This is a genomic window from Kribbella sp. NPDC050281, from assembly GCF_040655855.1.
In the GTDB taxonomy this organism is placed as follows: domain Bacteria; phylum Actinomycetota; class Actinomycetes; order Propionibacteriales; family Kribbellaceae; genus Kribbella.
Map to the genome: position 1 here is coordinate 91,789 of NZ_JBFAKS010000009.1, position 15,209 is coordinate 106,997.

14 protein-coding genes are annotated in these 15,209 nt (G+C 69.1%); 4 read left to right on the forward strand and 10 right to left on the reverse strand.

Annotation, left to right across the window (positions count from 1 at the left end):
- Positions 1-8: 8 nt before the first annotated feature.
- The gene (locus AB0I34_RS12235; protein ID WP_360443727.1) at positions 9-1,574 is read right to left on the reverse strand and encodes a hypothetical protein; all 1,566 of its coding nucleotides are present in this window, start codon (positions 1,572-1,574) and stop codon (positions 9-11) included.
- Positions 1,575-1,622: 48 nt separating this feature from the next.
- Positions 1,623-2,813 (reverse strand): cysteine desulfurase-like protein, encoded by a 1,191-nt coding sequence (locus AB0I34_RS12240; RefSeq protein WP_360443730.1) that lies wholly within the window; start codon positions 2,811-2,813, stop codon positions 1,623-1,625.
- A gap of 120 nt (positions 2,814-2,933) precedes the next feature.
- Here AB0I34_RS12240 and AB0I34_RS12245 point away from each other — a divergent pair, with 120 nt between their 5' ends.
- Positions 2,934-3,893, forward strand: coding sequence for a DMT family transporter (locus tag AB0I34_RS12245; protein WP_360443733.1), 960 nt, complete (start codon positions 2,934-2,936; stop codon positions 3,891-3,893).
- Here AB0I34_RS12245 and AB0I34_RS12250 read toward each other — a convergent pair.
- The 4 genes from AB0I34_RS12250 to def are packed head-to-tail and all read right to left on the reverse strand — an operon-like array spanning position 3,890 to position 7,788.
- Complete coding sequence (locus AB0I34_RS12250) at positions 3,890-4,879, reverse strand: DMT family transporter (RefSeq protein WP_360443736.1); 990 nt, start codon at positions 4,877-4,879, stop codon at positions 3,890-3,892. The genes AB0I34_RS12245 and AB0I34_RS12250 overlap by 4 nt on opposite strands.
- A gap of 59 nt (positions 4,880-4,938) precedes the next feature.
- Positions 4,939-6,315 carry a transcription antitermination factor NusB gene (locus AB0I34_RS12255; protein ID WP_360443739.1) on the reverse strand — a complete coding sequence of 459 codons (1,377 nt, stop codon included), beginning with the start codon at positions 6,313-6,315 and terminating at the stop codon, positions 4,939-4,941.
- A complete protein-coding gene (gene fmt, locus AB0I34_RS12260; protein WP_360443742.1) occupies positions 6,308-7,243 on the reverse strand; it encodes a methionyl-tRNA formyltransferase in 936 nt (311 codons plus the stop codon). Before fmt ends, AB0I34_RS12255 begins: the two co-directional genes overlap by 8 nt.
- The gene (def, locus tag AB0I34_RS12265; protein WP_360443745.1) at positions 7,240-7,788 is read right to left on the reverse strand and encodes a peptide deformylase; all 549 of its coding nucleotides are present in this window, start codon (positions 7,786-7,788) and stop codon (positions 7,240-7,242) included. Before def ends, fmt begins: the two co-directional genes overlap by 4 nt.
- A 401-nt stretch (positions 7,789-8,189) precedes the next feature.
- Here def and AB0I34_RS12270 point away from each other — a divergent pair, with 401 nt between their 5' ends.
- The gene (locus AB0I34_RS12270; protein WP_360443748.1) at positions 8,190-9,329 is read left to right on the forward strand and encodes a hypothetical protein; all 1,140 of its coding nucleotides are present in this window, start codon (positions 8,190-8,192) and stop codon (positions 9,327-9,329) included.
- A gap of 4 nt (positions 9,330-9,333) precedes the next feature.
- The gene (locus tag AB0I34_RS12275) at positions 9,334-10,464 is read left to right on the forward strand and encodes a hypothetical protein (RefSeq protein ID WP_360443751.1); all 1,131 of its coding nucleotides are present in this window, start codon (positions 9,334-9,336) and stop codon (positions 10,462-10,464) included.
- Positions 10,465-10,475: 11 nt separating this feature from the next.
- Here the strand turns inward: AB0I34_RS12275 and AB0I34_RS12280 are convergent, their stop codons facing one another.
- From AB0I34_RS12280 to AB0I34_RS12290, 3 genes are read right to left on the reverse strand one after another with little or no spacing between them, the layout of a single operon-like run.
- Positions 10,476-11,018 (reverse strand): DUF1707 domain-containing protein, encoded by a 543-nt coding sequence (locus tag AB0I34_RS12280; protein WP_360443754.1) that lies wholly within the window; start codon positions 11,016-11,018, stop codon positions 10,476-10,478.
- Positions 11,019-11,022: 4 nt separating this feature from the next.
- Positions 11,023-11,643: an HAD family phosphatase gene (locus AB0I34_RS12285; RefSeq protein WP_360443757.1), complete on the reverse strand. Its 621-nt coding sequence runs from the start codon at positions 11,641-11,643 to the stop codon at positions 11,023-11,025.
- Positions 11,640-12,614 carry an AsnC family transcriptional regulator gene (locus AB0I34_RS12290; RefSeq protein ID WP_360443760.1) on the reverse strand — a complete coding sequence of 325 codons (975 nt, stop codon included), beginning with the start codon at positions 12,612-12,614 and terminating at the stop codon, positions 11,640-11,642. The genes AB0I34_RS12285 and AB0I34_RS12290 overlap by 4 nt, the downstream gene beginning before the upstream one ends.
- 97 nt (positions 12,615-12,711) lie before the next feature.
- Between AB0I34_RS12290 and AB0I34_RS12295 the strand changes: the two genes are divergently transcribed.
- Positions 12,712-14,037, forward strand: coding sequence for an MFS transporter (locus AB0I34_RS12295; RefSeq protein WP_360443763.1), 1,326 nt, complete (start codon positions 12,712-12,714; stop codon positions 14,035-14,037).
- Here AB0I34_RS12295 and AB0I34_RS12300 read toward each other — a convergent pair.
- Entirely contained in the window at positions 13,970-15,181 is a 1,212-nt protein-coding gene (locus tag AB0I34_RS12300; RefSeq protein WP_360443766.1) for an MFS transporter, read from the reverse strand. The genes AB0I34_RS12295 and AB0I34_RS12300 overlap by 68 nt on opposite strands.
- Positions 15,182-15,209: the final 28 nt, after the last annotated feature.

Consider the following 15,209-nt stretch of genomic DNA (forward strand, 5'->3'; position numbering starts at 1 on the left):
CTCCCCCATCAGCCGGACACCGGGTCCGCACCCCACGGACGTGACCAGTCGTAGTCGATGGTCCCGCTCCCCGTCCGCCACGCGTTGGGTGTGGTGTTCACGAGCCAGTCCACCGGCTCGATCCCGGACGCGTCTCCGCCGCTGAGCGCCAACCGAATACCGTCGCTCAACGCCCGGTCCGTCTGCTCCGTCCGAGCCGCCGGATCGACCGACACGAACAGCGCCGTCCCCGACCGGGCGACCAGATCCAGGAAGCGCTGGTTCAGCTCCCACGGCGTCTCCGGCGTACACGGGACGCAGTCCGCATCGACGGTGAAGAACCGGTTGTGCTGCGGCAGCCGGAACGCGAGCGTGTTCACGCCCATCTTCCGGGTCCGCTCCCAGTCCCGGCCGGAGGTGTCGTCACCGGTGCGCTGTACGTCGACCAGCCCCGCCGCGAGATGCCCGACGGTGTTGCACCCGATCAGTACGACGCCCTCAGCCGCGGACCGGATCTCGCGGTAGAACGCCAGCACGATCTCGGCCGTCGTCCGCGTCGGATCGTGGAGCTGCCAACCGCTGTCCGTCAGCCGCGACCCCATCGCCGGTCCGAACCGGCCGAAGACGTCGTACGTGCTGAAGTCGTGCTTGACCAGCTCGAAACCCCAGCCCTTGAACCGCTGCAGATCCGCACGGACAAGATCCAGGACCTCGGGGTACGACGGGTCGAGTGCGCGGCCGTTGCCGGGTCCGGGGCGGCTCCACGGGCCGGCCTCGCGGACCAGGAGTGGGCGGAACCACAGGCCGGGCCGGGCGCCGAGCTCCTTGATCGCGGCCGCAGTACCGGCCATGTCGTCGAAGACACCGGGCTTGCCGAGGTCCCACGGACCGCCGGACGCGATACCGCCCGGGTACCAGCCGTCGTCGACCACGCTGAACGGCTTGACCGGGTGACCGTCGGCCAGCTCGACGATCGTGGCGGCGTCCTTGAGCACCGCCTTCTCGTCGAAGTTCTGGCCGTACGCGTAGTACCAGTTGTTGGCCCCGACTACCGGCGCGGGCTCAGGTCGTGCCGGTAGCCGGGAGCTCATGGTGGCGACCGCCGCTTCCACGGTCTGCCAGGGGGTGCCGGCGTCGTCGAAACTCCGGACGATCGCGGCGGTCAGGGTCCGGCCGTTCAGCTGGGTCGGGCCGCCACCGTTGCGAAGGTCTAGCCACAGAGTGAACCCATCCGCGTCGACCGTCCACGCACAGAACGCATTCGGTTGGACCTCTACGCCGGCGCCTGTCGTGCTGCCGGTCCGCGGATCGTGGGTGAGGAAGTACCACGGGAGCAGTCGCTCGGGTTGCAGATGGCGCCACTGCAGGTCGCCGTACGAGCGCTCCCAGGCGTCGCCGAGCACGAGGGCTTCGGCGGGCAAGGCTTCGGCCCAGCGGAGGGCGACTCGCGAGACAGCGGCGGCGGCCACGTCGACTGCGCCGTTGGACCAGTCCACCTCGACTCCGGCAGCCGACCAGGTCGTGCCGTTCCGGACCGTCGTGGTCATGGCGTCCGCAGAACCGACCTGGACGAAGACCGCGCTCGGTTCTCTCACCCAACCCCCTCGAACGAATTTCCCCACAGACTTTAGATAGTCGCCTGATTAATCGTCAAGACGGGCGATCGCGTCCACGAGACGGTCCACATCGGACTGGTCCGTGTACGGCGCGAGGCCAACGCGGACCCCGCCAGCCGAACCCAGACCGAGGTGGCGGGCGGCTTCGTAGGCGTAGAACGAGCCGGCCGGAGCGTTGACGCCGGCCGCCGCCAGGCGTGCGGCCACCGCCGACGGTTCCCAGCCGTCCACGGTGAACAGCAGGGTCGGCGTACGGCGGGATGCGTGGCCGTGGAGCGTGATCCCAGCGATGGCAGCCAGCCGGGATTCGAGGTCCTCCCGGAGGTTGTCCTCGTGCTCCTCGACCAGCCGCAGCGAGTCGAGCAGACGCTCACGACGGGTGCTCCCGGTCCCACCGAGTCCGGCGATGAAGTCGACCGCCGCGGTCGTCCCGGCCAGGAGCTCGTACGGAAGCGTGCCGAACTCGAAGCGCTCCGGTACGACGTCCGCCGACGGCAGCAACTTGTCCGGCCGCAACGTCTCGAGCAACTCGGGCGCTGCCGTCAGCACACCGAGATGCGGCCCGAAGAACTTGTACGGCGAGCACGCGTAGAAGTCGGCGTACGTCGCATCGACCGGCGCGTGGGCGGTGAGGTGGACACCGTCGACGTAGATCAGCGCCCCCGCCTGGTGGACCTGATCCGCGATGCGGGCGACATCGGGTCGGGTGCCGAGCAGGTTGGACGCGCCGGTGACGGCGACCAGGCGAGTGCGGTCGGTCAGCAGCGGCGCGATGTCGTCCAGTTCGGAGGTCTCGGTGTCGAAGCCCAGCCAGCGGACCGTCGCGCCGACGGCCTCGGCGGCCTGGACCCACGGGCGGACGTTCGCGTCGTGGTCGAGGCGCGAAACGATCACCTCGTCGCCGGGTCCCCAGGACTTGGCGAGGGTGCGGGAGAAGTCGTACGTCAACTGGGTCATGCTGCGTCCGTAGACGATGCCGCGAGGATCCGTACCCAGCAGGTCGGCCATCGCCGCGCGGCCGGCGACGACGATCTCGTCGGCCCGACGCTCGGCCGCGGTGAGGTGACCACGATTCGCCATCGCCGAGACCATCGTGGCCGCGACGGCGTCCGCGACCACGCGCGGCGTCTGCGAGCCGCCCGGACCGTCGAAGTGTGCGGCGCCCTCGTCGAGCGCGGGGAACTGCTTGCGGACCGAGATCACGTCGAAGGCACCCATGGCCGTCATCCTCCCCCGCCGGACAAGACCTCAGTCACCGGGTGGCTATTTCCCACGACCATTGCCCGATGCCGGGCAGATATATACGAACTGTCCATCAGGTAGTGCAGGATGTCAGGAGTGAGCACCGAGACGACTACTGACCAGGTCCCGCTGCAGGCCTGGCTCCCGACGATGCTGGCCCTCGCGGCTATCTGGGGTTGCAGCTTCCTGTTCATCTCCGTCGGGGTGCGCGAACTGCACCCGCTGTACCTCGCGCTCGGGCGGGTGATCGCCGGCGCGACGGTGCTGCTGGTGATCCTCGCGATCAAGCGCGAACCGCTTCCCCGCGACCCGCGGCTGTGGATGCACTCCTTCGTCGTCGGCGCCGCCGGCTCGGCGATCCCGTGGACCCTGTTCGGGTTCGGCGAGGAGCGGATCCCGTCCCTGCTGGCGGGCATCTGGAACGGCATCACGCCGCTCATCGTGTTGCCGATGGCGGTACTGGTCTTCCGGACCGAGACGTTCTCGGCGCAGCGGGTCGCCGGTCTTGTCGTCGGATTCGGGGGCATGCTGGTCGTCCTCGGAGCCTGGCACGTCGACGGTGGTGCGGACCTGCTCGGGCAGGCGCTGTGCATGCTCGCGGCGGTCAGCTACGGCGTCGTGATCCCCTACCAGAAGCGTTTCGTCGCGAGCACCTCCCTGTCCGGGACCGCCTTGTCGGCCAGCATGTTCTTGTGCGCAACGGTTCAACTGGCGATCGTGGCGCCGATCGTGACAGGGCAGGCACCGCCTGCTCCCTGGTCGCTGTCCATCGAGGTGATCGCCAGCGTGCTCGCGCTCGGCGCCCTGGGCAGCGGACTCGCGTTCGTGCTCAGCATGCGCAACATCCGCCTGATCGGCGCCAGTCGTGCGTCGATGGTGACGTACCTGATGCCGGTGTTCTCGATCCTGGTCGGCGTGATCGTGCTGCACGAGCACCTCACCTGGTACCAGCCGGTCGGCGGCCTCGTCGTACTGCTCGGCGTCGCAGTCTCGCAGGGGCTGTTGGCGTCGCTGCGGCGTAAGCCGGCGGTCGTGGCGACGGCGACGACGGGCTAGTGGCGGCGGAGGTTCGGCACCGCCGCGATCACGACGGCGGCGAGGGCCAGCACGGTCCCGGCGACGACCGGGGAAGTGACCGCGTTGTCGGCGGCCGGGAGGAACAGGTCGATGAAAAGGCTCGCGATCAACTGACCGGCGATCGTGCCGAGGCCGAGCACGAACACGCCGACCACGCGGACCACGGCGGCCGCGGCGCTGATGAAGATCACGCCGCAGGAGCCGCCCAGGTACAGCCACGGCTCGCTCGGCAGGTGGTGCGGCAAGCCCTCGAACCCGAGATCGACGAGGAACACCAGCAGCAACGCGACGAACCCGACCAGGAAGTTGACCACGCCGGCCGCGATCGCGCCGTACGCATCCGGTGAAGCGGTCCGCGCGACTCGTCCGTTGATCGCCTGCTGGACTGCGGCGCCGAGTCCGGCCAGTGCGGGCAGGATCGCCAGCAGCAGGCCGTCGGGGTGACCGAGTTGATCCGAGACCGCCAGTACTACTGCGACCAGCGCGACCAGCGCGCCGACAACGCGGACGGTGGTGAACGCCTGCGGGCCGGCGGGACCGAAGCCGAGCCGGTCGACGACGAGGCTGCTGATCGCTTGGCCTGCGACGCCGGCCACGGTGAAGACCGCGACGCCGATCACCGACACGGTGATCGACTGGGTGGCGACAAGGAAGGCACCCGAGAGGCCCCCGAGGCATTGCCACCAGCGCAGGCCGCCGTGCCCGCGCATCGGCGTACGGATAGCCCGCCAGACGTTGCCGAGTGAGTGACGGATCTGCGGCACGAGCGCGGCACCGGCGATCAGGACGGCGAGTCCGGTGGCGAACGAGATCAGGGCGGCCGCGATGCCGTCGGCGAGGACGTCGCCGAGCTCGCCGTTCAGCCGGGACTGGACCGCCACCAGCATGCCGATGCCGAAGGCGGCGGTCAGCCCGATCAGGTGATGCTGTCGGGTCGAGCGAGGCGCCGGGGCGATCGTTGTCACCCGTCTATCATGACCGTCCCGCCTCTTGCACCTGACAGCAGGTCCAGGTGGTGGCCCCTCTAGGTCCGGCGGATGAGCGCGAGGTACATGGCGTCCGTGCCGTGCAGGTGCGGCCACAGTTGGACGTCGGGGCCGTCGCCGAGGTCGGGTACGCCGGGGAACAGCGGGCGGGCGTCCTCGAGTTTGGCGTCGTCGCGCTTGGCGAGTACTGCGTCCACTACCGCTCGGGTCTCGTCGGGATGCGGGGAGCAGGTGACGTACGCGACCACGCCGCCCGGGCGGGCCGAGGTGATGGCTGAGTCGAGCAGGTCCTCTTGGAGTGGGCGCAGTTCGGCGACGTCTTCCGGCGTACGTCGCCAGCGGGCCTCTGGCCTGCGGCGGAGCGCGCCGAGGCCGCTGCACGGGACGTCGGCGAGCACGCGGTCGAATGAACCGGCCGGCCAGGTCGGCTTGGTGCCGTCGCCGATGAGTACCTTGTGCTCCCCCGGGATCGCGCGCAGGTTCGAGCGGACGAGTTCGGCGCGGTGCTTGAGGGGCTCCACTGCCGTCAGTTGACCGTCGCGCTGATTCACGAGGGCTGCCAGCAACGCCGACTTCCCGCCGGGTCCTGCACACAGGTCCAGCCAGCTCGCGTCGTCGCCCTCAACCTCGGCCGTCGCCAATGCGACCGCAACCAGTTGGGAGCCTTCGTCCTGCACGCCCGCTCGCCCGGTCGCGACGGCGTCGATCCGGCCGGGATCACCCCCGCCCTCCAGCACAGCCGCATACGGCGACCACCGCCCCGCAGTAGCACCCGCCGCCACCAACTCGTCGAGATCGGACACCCCAGGCCGAGCCACCAGCGTCACCCGAGGCGGCTCGTTGTCGGCGTCCAGCAGTGCTTCGACGTCATCGTCCAGAGCCTGGGCGAAGGCCTCGATGACCCAGCGTGGGTGGGCCTTGGCGATCGCCAGGTGGCCGAGGCGATCCTCCTCGACCGGCGGAGCGACGGTGTCGATCCATTGGGTGAGGGTGCGTTGGCTGATCTTGCGGAGAACCGCATTGACCAGGCCGCTGCGTTTCTGGCCGATCTCGGCTCGGGTGAGGGTGACCATCTCGGAGACCGCGGCGTACGAGTCGACGCGCATCCGGAGGAGTTGGTGGGTGCCAAGACGGAGGAGGTCGAGCAGCTCGGGGTCGAGATCGGCGAGAGGGCGCGACACGCTGCGGGCGAGGAAGGCGTCGTACGTGCCCTGCCAGCGCAGTGTGCCGTGCACGAGCTCGGTGCAGAACGCCGCGTCACGACCGCTGAGTCGCTGCTCGCGGAGTGCCTTGTTGAGAGCGAGGTTCGCGTAGCCACCTTCGGCCGTGACCTGACGGATGACCTGATACGCAACCCCGCGCACCCGATCCGGCCGACGCTGCGGCGCCCGATTGCGCGGACTCCGGTCACTCACCGGACGGTCCCAACCGGTCCTCGTCGGTCAGGCGGACACCGCGGGCCCAGTCGGCCGCGGCCATCGGCTTCTTGCCCTGGGGCTGCACCGTCACCAGCTCGACCGCCTTGCTCCCGGTTCCGACCGTGACGCTCGACTTGGTCGCGCGCAACTCCCCCGGCTTCAGTTCCTCGTCGGTCAGCCGGACCGCGAGCACCTTCAACCGTTCGCCACGGAACGTCGTCCAGGCGCCCGGCGCGGGGTTGCACCCACGCACCACCCGATCCACGCGCTGCGCCGGCGCGGCCAGATCCAGCTCCGCGTCCTCGACGGTGATCTTCGGCGCGAGCGTCACGCCGTCGGCCGGCTGCTCCCGCGCTTCCAGTACTCCGGCCTCGATCCCGTCCAGCGTGTCGACCAGGAGCTTCGCGCCCGACTCGGCCAGCCGGCTGAGCAGGTCGCCCGAAGTGTCGTGCGGACCAATCGGCTCGGTCAGTACGCCGTACACCGGGCCGGCGTCGAGCGCCTTCACGATGCGGAACGTGCTCGCGCCGGTCACGTCGTCCCCGGCGATGATCGAGTGCTGCACCGGCGCGGCACCACGCCACGCGGGCAGCACCGAGAAGTGCAGGTTGATCCAGCCGCGCGGCGGGATGTCCAGCGCCGCCTGCGGCAGCAGACCGCCGTACGCGACCACCGGGCAGCAGTCCGGGGCGATCTCGGTCAGCCGGGCCAGGAAGTCCGGGTCCCGCGGCTTGACCGGCTTGAGGATCTCGATGCCCCCGAGCTCCTCGGCGTACTGCGCGACCGGGGAGGCGACCAGCTTGCGGCCGCGGCCGGCGGGCGCATCCGGACGGGTCACGACGCCGACGAGTTCGTGGCGGCTGGCAACGATCGCCTTCAGCGCGGCGACAGCAGGTTCCGGCGTACCGGCGAAGACGAGTCTCACAAGCCGAATCCGTTCGTCGGGTGGGGCGAGATCCTGACCTGCGGCGGGCCGCTGAGGCCGGACCATTCGGCCTCGCGGATCGCCTTCATCGCCTGCTTGCGGGTGACGGTGTCGAGCCGGTCGACGAAGAGGATGCCGTCCAGGTGGTCGGTTTCGTGCTGGATCGCCCGGGCGAGCATGTCGGAGCCCTCGATCACGACCGGGTCGCCGTACATGTTGAAACCCTTGGCGATCACGGACAGGGCGCGGCGGCAGTCGAAGGTCAGTCCAGGGATCGACAGGCAGCCCTCCGGGCCGAACTGCTCGTCCGCGGACAGGGTCAGCTCCGGGTTGATCAGGTGCCCGAGTTCGCCCTCGACGTGGTACGTGAAAACCCGCAGGCCGACGCCGATCTGCGGCGCGGCCAGGCCGGAGCCGGGCGCGTCCTGCATGGTGTCGGTGAGGTTCGCCACCAGGCGGCGCAGCTCGGCGTCGAAGTCGACGACCGGCTCGGCCTTGGTGGTCAGGACGGGGTCGCCGAACAGGCGGATGGGTTGGACCGACACAGACTCTCCACAGCGTTCCACGGACCGGGACCGGCCAAGTCTAGTTGGCACCGGGAGTGGATTCAGGGGGCAGGGGGCTCTCCACATTGTTGCCACAAGCACGTACTGTGGTCTCAGGCGTACCCTCAGTCACTGTCGTCACACGCCCAACGGGAGACCCAATGCCCACAGCAGCACGGGGGGCAACTCTGATCCTCCTGGGTGCACTGCTTGCACAGGCACCCCTCACCGCAGCCGCCTACCAACCGCGCGACCCGGAGACCTCCGGACCGCCTCGCACTGTGGTCCCCTCTGCGGAGCCCACGGTCGCCCCGACTACCGCTCCGACTACCGCCCCAACTGCCACGCCGCCGAGCGAGGCGGTTGCCGAGCCTGAGGCGGCGCGATCGTGGAGTGATGTGGTGAAGCAGGTGACGGAGACGTCGCCGAACGATCTGCAGTTGAAGGCGGCGGATACGTCTGCGCAGGCGTCGTCGATCCTGCGTTGCTTCACGTTGGAGGACGAGAACTACTGCCTCGGGCTGGGGTTTGTCGACCAGGTGCCGACTGGGGCTCAGTTGCAGGAGGTGGTGAGCCCGCCGGCCGTTCGCGCGGACGGTGAGGTCGGGGTCGAGCAGGACATCCCGACCGGGGATCTGACCCCGGCCGCCTTCGTGGCGGAACGCGCGGCGATGCCGAAGAGCGCCCGGGTCGCCACCGAACTGGACGAAATGCGAGCCGCCTGGGATGGGCGGGCAAAAGCGCGAGACCTGCGGCTCCTGGCTGAGCCCCGTTCGCCGTCGGCCGCGCCGACGGCGAACGGGAAAGAGGAGGGGACGGACGACGGGGCGGGGCCAGGTGGCCCGGCGGAGGGGGCGGCCGGAACGCCTACTGCCACGGCGACCACGACCGCGACACCTGCGCCTACTGCTGCTCCGACGGTGACGCCTACGCGGACTGCGCCCACTCAGGGGACTCCTACACCCGTGACTCCGTCTGTGGTGCCGGTTGTGGCTCCGGGGTCGGCGTACATCATGAAGGGGTTTCAGACTTCGCAGGACAAGGGGTACTGGTGCGGGCCGGCGACGTTCCAGTCGATCGACTGGGCCGACGACAACCAGAAGGACACGCAGGCGTCCTGGGCCAAGGACCTCGGCGCGACCACGTCCGGTACGGCGATCTCAGCGATGGTCAAGCAGACCAACCTGAAGACGGCCTGGCCGAAGTCCGCCGGCACCTACATCGTGCAGAACGTGTCCGGCTGGAACTCGAAGACGTTCATGACCGTGCACGAGAAGCACCTCGGCGTCTACAAGGCACCCGTCATCGAGCACGTGCAACTGCTCAAGCGGTACTTTCCCTACCTCGCCTTCAACCACAGCGGCCACTACCAGGTCGGCCGCGGCTACGACCGGGCCAAGAACACGATCGCAATCTTCGAGGTGTTCAACGAACGCCGGTTCAACAGCCGCGGCAACGTGACCGACGGACCGAAGAACATCCCGGCGTCCGCCCTGTTGAACGCCACCCTGGCCAACTCCTTCAAGAACATCGGACTCTGACCGGATGCGTCGTGCCACCGTTGCCGTAGGCACCGTTCTCGTCCTCCTGCTGGCCGGCTGCTCGTCCTCCTCGAAGGACGGGCCGAGCCCCCCGCCGTCCAGCCCACCGAGCCGGACCCCGACGGGAACGCCGGGCCCGCCGACCGACTCCGGTACGGCGGTCCCGGCCTGGACGAAGGTGATGCGGCAACCGGTGGACGGCCTGCACCTGGTCACCCAACAGCGCAAGTACGTCGTCACCCGCGCCAGCGACGAGGCCGGGATCACCACCGTGACCGACCGGAGCAGTAAGAAGGTGGTGATCCGGCACGCCCCGGCCGCCGGCTTCGTCGCGCAGTCGCCGGTGGTGATCGACGACCACTGGGCCCTGATCGAGGACATCCGGTCCGACGGTCCGGCGCCCGAGATCAAGGTGTTCCGCTACGACCTGACCACCGGCCGCTCGGCCGAACTGTCCCAGCTCCCCAAGGTCTCCGAACCCGAGATCGGCGCGTACGACGGCACGTTCGTCTACAGCTCGACCGATGCACGCAACCGGTCCTGCCTGATCGTCGCCGACCTCGCCACGCTGAAGGGACGGACTGTCACCTGCGTCGCCGACCCCGGGTACGTCGCGGATCCGGTGGTTTCGGCGGACTCGGTCACGTTCAGCGAGATCACCGCGCCCGAGACCACCCGCCGCTGCAAGCGCCTCCTGACCGCACCGCTGACCGGCGGTCCGGCCCAGCCGGTGCCGGCGGCAACCAGGTGCATCCAGTGGAGCGGCGCATCGGTGCGCGGGGCAACGGTGTGGTCGGAGGTCGGCGCCACCGACCCGGACCAGTACCAGAGCAAGGCGTACGTCCGCGAGTCCGCCGACTCCCCCGCCCGCCCTCTCGGCTCGGTCGTCACCGACACCATCATTGCCTGCGGCAACTGGATCCTCTGGGAGACCCGGACCGTCACGGGTCGCGAGGACGTCTACCAGATCAACCGCTGGCGCCCCGGTCTCGGCAGTCCACAGCGTATGTACGCCGGCAAGCCCGGGACCGTGCTCACACCGATGACCTGCCAGGACAACACGGTGTACGTCGAAGCCGCCGACTTGTCCGGCAGCCCGACGTACACCGAGGCGATATCAGCAGCCGTCGCCTAGGGAGACACGCCCTAGCGGCGCGAGTGGCGGATTCTCAGCTTCCCGAACCCCATGGACCCCGAGATCCGGATCGTCGGTCCTGCTGGACCGGTCTGCCGTGGCGGTTGGTACTGCGAGTCCTTCCATCCGGTGCGCAGGCCTTCGACATCGACGATCGCATCGCGCGGCACGATGATCTTGGCTCCGCCGGTGCCGAGTTGCAGCTCGATGTCCACGACCCGATGCTTGATGATCGCCCGGGACAGGTCCAGTCGCACGCGCCCGAACGAGGAGTGGACCTTCAGCGTCCTGGGCACCAGCCATTCGCCGCGCCGCCGGATGCGCCCGGAGGCAGCAGAGATCGTCGACGTGGTGCCGGCATCCGGCGCGGGAAGCCCGGACAGAGCCGCATAGATGTCGTGCTGGGTCGTCGCCGTGAGCACCTGGTGGAGGCGCTGATCCATGTCCTCGTGCGAGATGAGCCCACTGGTGTAGGCCTCCTGAACACGCTCGACGGCCGTGTCGCGGTCGTCGGACCTGATCAACGATGAGCGGTCGTCCGGCACAGAGGTCACCGGTTCACTGTAGTGCGATGCCCCGGGCACGGAGCTGATCGCGGAGGTCGGCGGCGCCGGTGAACCGCTCCGCGTCGAGGCCGACCGCGCGAGCGCCGTCGACGTTGTACTGCATGTCGTCGGTGTAGAACGTGCGCGCCGCGTCCAGGTGGAAGCGCTCGAGCAGGATCCGGTAGATCTTCTCGTCCGGCTTCACCGTCTGCTCGACGCCCGACACGATCTCGCCGTCGAAGCGGGTGAGGATTCCGAACGCCTCCCGCGCGACCTCCCACTTCTCCGCCGAGAAGTTGGTCAGCGCGTACGTCGGGATGCCCAGCGCACGGATCTCGGTGACGACCGCGGCGGTGTCCTCGAAGACGCCCTTCACCATCGTCAGCCAGCCGGTGTCGTACGCCTCGATCAGGTCGGCGTGCTGCGGGTGCAGACTCGTCAGCTCCGCGATCGCCTCGGACCATGGCCGGCCGGCGTCCTGCTGGTGGTTCCACGCCGGGGTGGTGACCTCGGTCAGGAACCGGGTCCGCTCGAGCTCGTCGGGGATCAGGTCGGCGTACAGGTAGTCCGGGCTCCAGTCGAGCAACACTCCGCCGATGTCGAACACCACTGCGTCGATCGTCCGCTCAGTCATGCCCGCAACCCTACGAGACTGGGGGTGAAGGGTGCGGCGGCCTTCACGGTGCGGAGGACGGGGACGGTCTCGAGGGCGGTGATGTGGTCGATCGCGCCGAGGCGGTCCGTCAGGTAGGTGTGGAGGGCTGCGGGGTCAGGGCAGAGGACCTGGGTGACGAGGTTCGTCCGGCCGGTGGTCGCGGCGACGAAGGCGAGTTCGTCGTGTTCGGCCAGGGCGCGGGCGACGGCGTCCAGGTGCGCGGGCGGGACCGAGAGCCAGAGCATCGCGCTGGTGGTGGCACCGAGCGCGGCCGGGTCGACGTCCACGTCGAAGAAGAGCGCGCCGGTGTGCTGCAGCTCGTCGAGCCGCCGCGCGACGGTCGCCGCCGACCAGCCAGTGCGTACGGCGAGGTCCGCGAGCGTGGCGCGACCGTCCTCACCGAGCGCGGTGAGGAGCTTCGCATCACCGGCATCAAGCGGGCGGATCTGACCGATAGGCGCAACCACCCGACGCAACGTGGTCTCCTGCTCCGGCGTCAGGCTCTTCGCGCGACCCCGCCAGGCCGTCGGGCCGCCGACGTACAGATGTAGGAGGTGCTGCGCCGACACGGACGTGATGCCGGCAGTCCTCGGGATGTCGTGCAGGAGCAAAGCGTTCCCGTCGCTCGGCGTGGTGTGGACAATCGCCATGATCTCGGTGCCACCCGATGCCAGCTTGATCCAGCTCGTGTCCGGCCGCCGCGCGAGAGCACTCGCGAGATCCTGCGCAGCCTGAGGTGTCGCCGTCAGCCGGACGAACCACTGGGAACGCCCAGCCTGCTGGGGATCCGGCAGACCGGCCACCCGCAGTCCGGCCTCCGCCCGCAGCCGGTTGTACCGGCGTGCAACCGTCTGCGTCGATACCTCCAGGACCTCCCCGATCCGGCTGTACGGCGCCCGCCCGTCGATCTGCAGCGCATGGATCACAGCGCGATCGATCTCATCCAGCATGTGAAGATCATGTCGAAATAGGCGCTCACATGGAAGATATGCGCAGATATCGACCAGAACTTGGAACTACCAAGCCACTGCCGTTGACAGTTGGCGCATGCAGAAACGATGGATCGGGCTGATCGCCCTACTGGTAGCCGAGGCAATGAATCTGCTGGACGCGACGATCGTCCAGGTCGCGGCGCCGGTGATCCACGCCGACCTCGGCGGCCGAGCGTCCGACATCCCCTGGTTCAGCGCGGCCTACACCCTGCCGTTCGCCGCGCTACTGATCACCGGCGGCCGCCTCGGCGACGTCTTCGGCCGGCGGCGGATGTTCCGGATCGGGGTCACGGGCTTCGTGATGGCGTCGAGCACGTGCGCCCTGGCGACACAGCCCGGCGTACTCATCGGAGCGCGGGTCGTGCAGGGCGTGGCGGCCGCGCTGATCATCCCGCAGACAATCGGATTGATCAGATCCAGCTTCGAGGGACCGGAGTTGCCCAAGGCTCTCGGCACCATCGGCCCGGTGATGGGCCTTGCCGGCATTTCCGGTCCGCTGCTCGGCGGCTTGATCACCGAGGCCACGTCATGGCGGGCCGTGTTCCTCGTCAACGTCCCCCTGGGCCTCGCCGTCCTCGGGCTCGCGCATCTACTTCCCGAGTCCAAGTCGCCGCATCGACCTGCCGTCGACCTCGTCGGCACCGTCTTGCTCACCGCGGGTACGGCGCTCGTCGTCTACCCGATCCTGCAGTCGCAGAACTGGTACCTGCTCCCCGCCGGTGCCGCACTGCTCGGCGTGTGCCTACTGCATCAGCGCTACAGCCGCGGCCGCCTGATCGAGCTGAGTCTGTTCACCCACCGAGGCTTCGGCGCAGCCCTCGTCACCTCAACGTTGTTCTTCGCGGTGATGAGCGGCCTCACTCTGGTCGTCGTACTACATCAGCAACTAACGCTCCATCACGGCGTCATGCGCTCGAGCCTCGCGTTGCTGCCGTGGTCGGCGGCGACCGGCATCACCGCGTGGATCGCCGGTCAGTGGCTGATCGGCCGCTTCGGTTCACGGCTCATGTACGTCGGTCTCGGCGTACTGCTGGTCGGCATCGTCATCGCCAACTACCGGCTGCTCCCCGGGCTCGCCCTCGGCGGCGCCGGTGTCGGATTGTTTACAACCGCATTCTTCACCGAAGCGCTCCAGCGGGTTCAGCCGCACGAGACCGGGTCAGCGGCGGGCCTGCTGAACGCGGTCCAGCAGTTCGGCGGGACGCTCGGCGTCGCCGGCCTGGGCACAGTGTTCCTGCACCACCCGGCGACACCGCACCGAGCCTTCTGGATCGCGACCGCGGTCATCGCCGCGACCGTGGTCACGGCTCACCTCATGCGGTCGCCGCGTTCGCGGCAGCCCGCGCATGCAGCGCCGGCGCCAGCGAGTACTGCCCGATGAAGATCACCACGCCGAGTACGGCGCAGCCCAGCCAGGTAACAGTCGGTCCGAAGTGCTCGAGGGCATTGGTCCCGGTCAGAGGGCCGATCACCGTGCCGACTCCGAAGGCCATCCCGGCCAGACCCATGTAGCGGCCCCGCAGGTCGATCGGAGCGAGGTCGGCGAACACGGCACCGATGACTGCCGCGAAGCCGATCTCGCCGACCGTCCAGACCACGACCGACAGCCCGTAACCCCACCAGGTGTGGACGACGGCACCGATCCCGAACCCGAGACCGACCACGAGCATCGACGCCGCGAGCAGCTTCGGCCGGTCGATCCGCACCAGCCACTTGCCGAGGAACGGCTGGATCAGCACGATCACCACGCCGCTCAGCGCGATCACCAACCCGTACGTCGAGGACGGCAGTCCGTCGCCCGCCATCGCCAGCGGGAGCGTCGAATAGCCCTGCATGTAGATGGTCGCGTAGCCGATCTGGAGCAGGATCATCAGCAGGAACACGGTGTCTCGCAGTACCACCGGGAGTAGCGGCCGGCGCGGTACGCCGGCCTCAGGTGTCGGTCGGCTCTCCGGCACCATCGCCCAGATCACCAGACCCGCGATCACCGAGGTACCGGCGTTCAGCCAGAACAGCAGGCCGTAGCCGACCGAGGCCAGCACGCCCGCGCTCACGGTGGACACCGAGAAGCCGAGGTTGATCGCCCAGAACAGCAGGCCGTACGCCCGAACGCGTTCGCCCGGTTCGAGCAGGTCGGCCACGGTCGCCTGGACGGCCGGACGGAACAGGTCGCCGAGCAGGCCGACCAGGAAGGCGGTCACCCAGATCATCGCCATCGACCGGGCCGAGCCGAGCAGGATCAGGGCGGCGCCGGTGCCGAAAAAGCAGGTCAGCATGGTCAGGCGGCGCCCGACCCGGTCCGCCAGCCAGCCACCGCTGAGCTGGGCGGCGACGCTACCGGCTCCGACCGCGGCCGCGACGGCACCCGCCGTACCGGCCGACAGGTGGCGGTCGTGGGTCAGGTAGAGGACCAGGAACGGCTGCACGAAGCTGCCGAGCCGGTTGACGAGCTGGCAGACCCAGAGTGCCCAGAAAGCCCTCGGCAGGGCGGCGGGCGCAGGGGACTCGACGGCGACAGCACTCATGGTGACAACTCTCCCGGTGAGCTCGGGC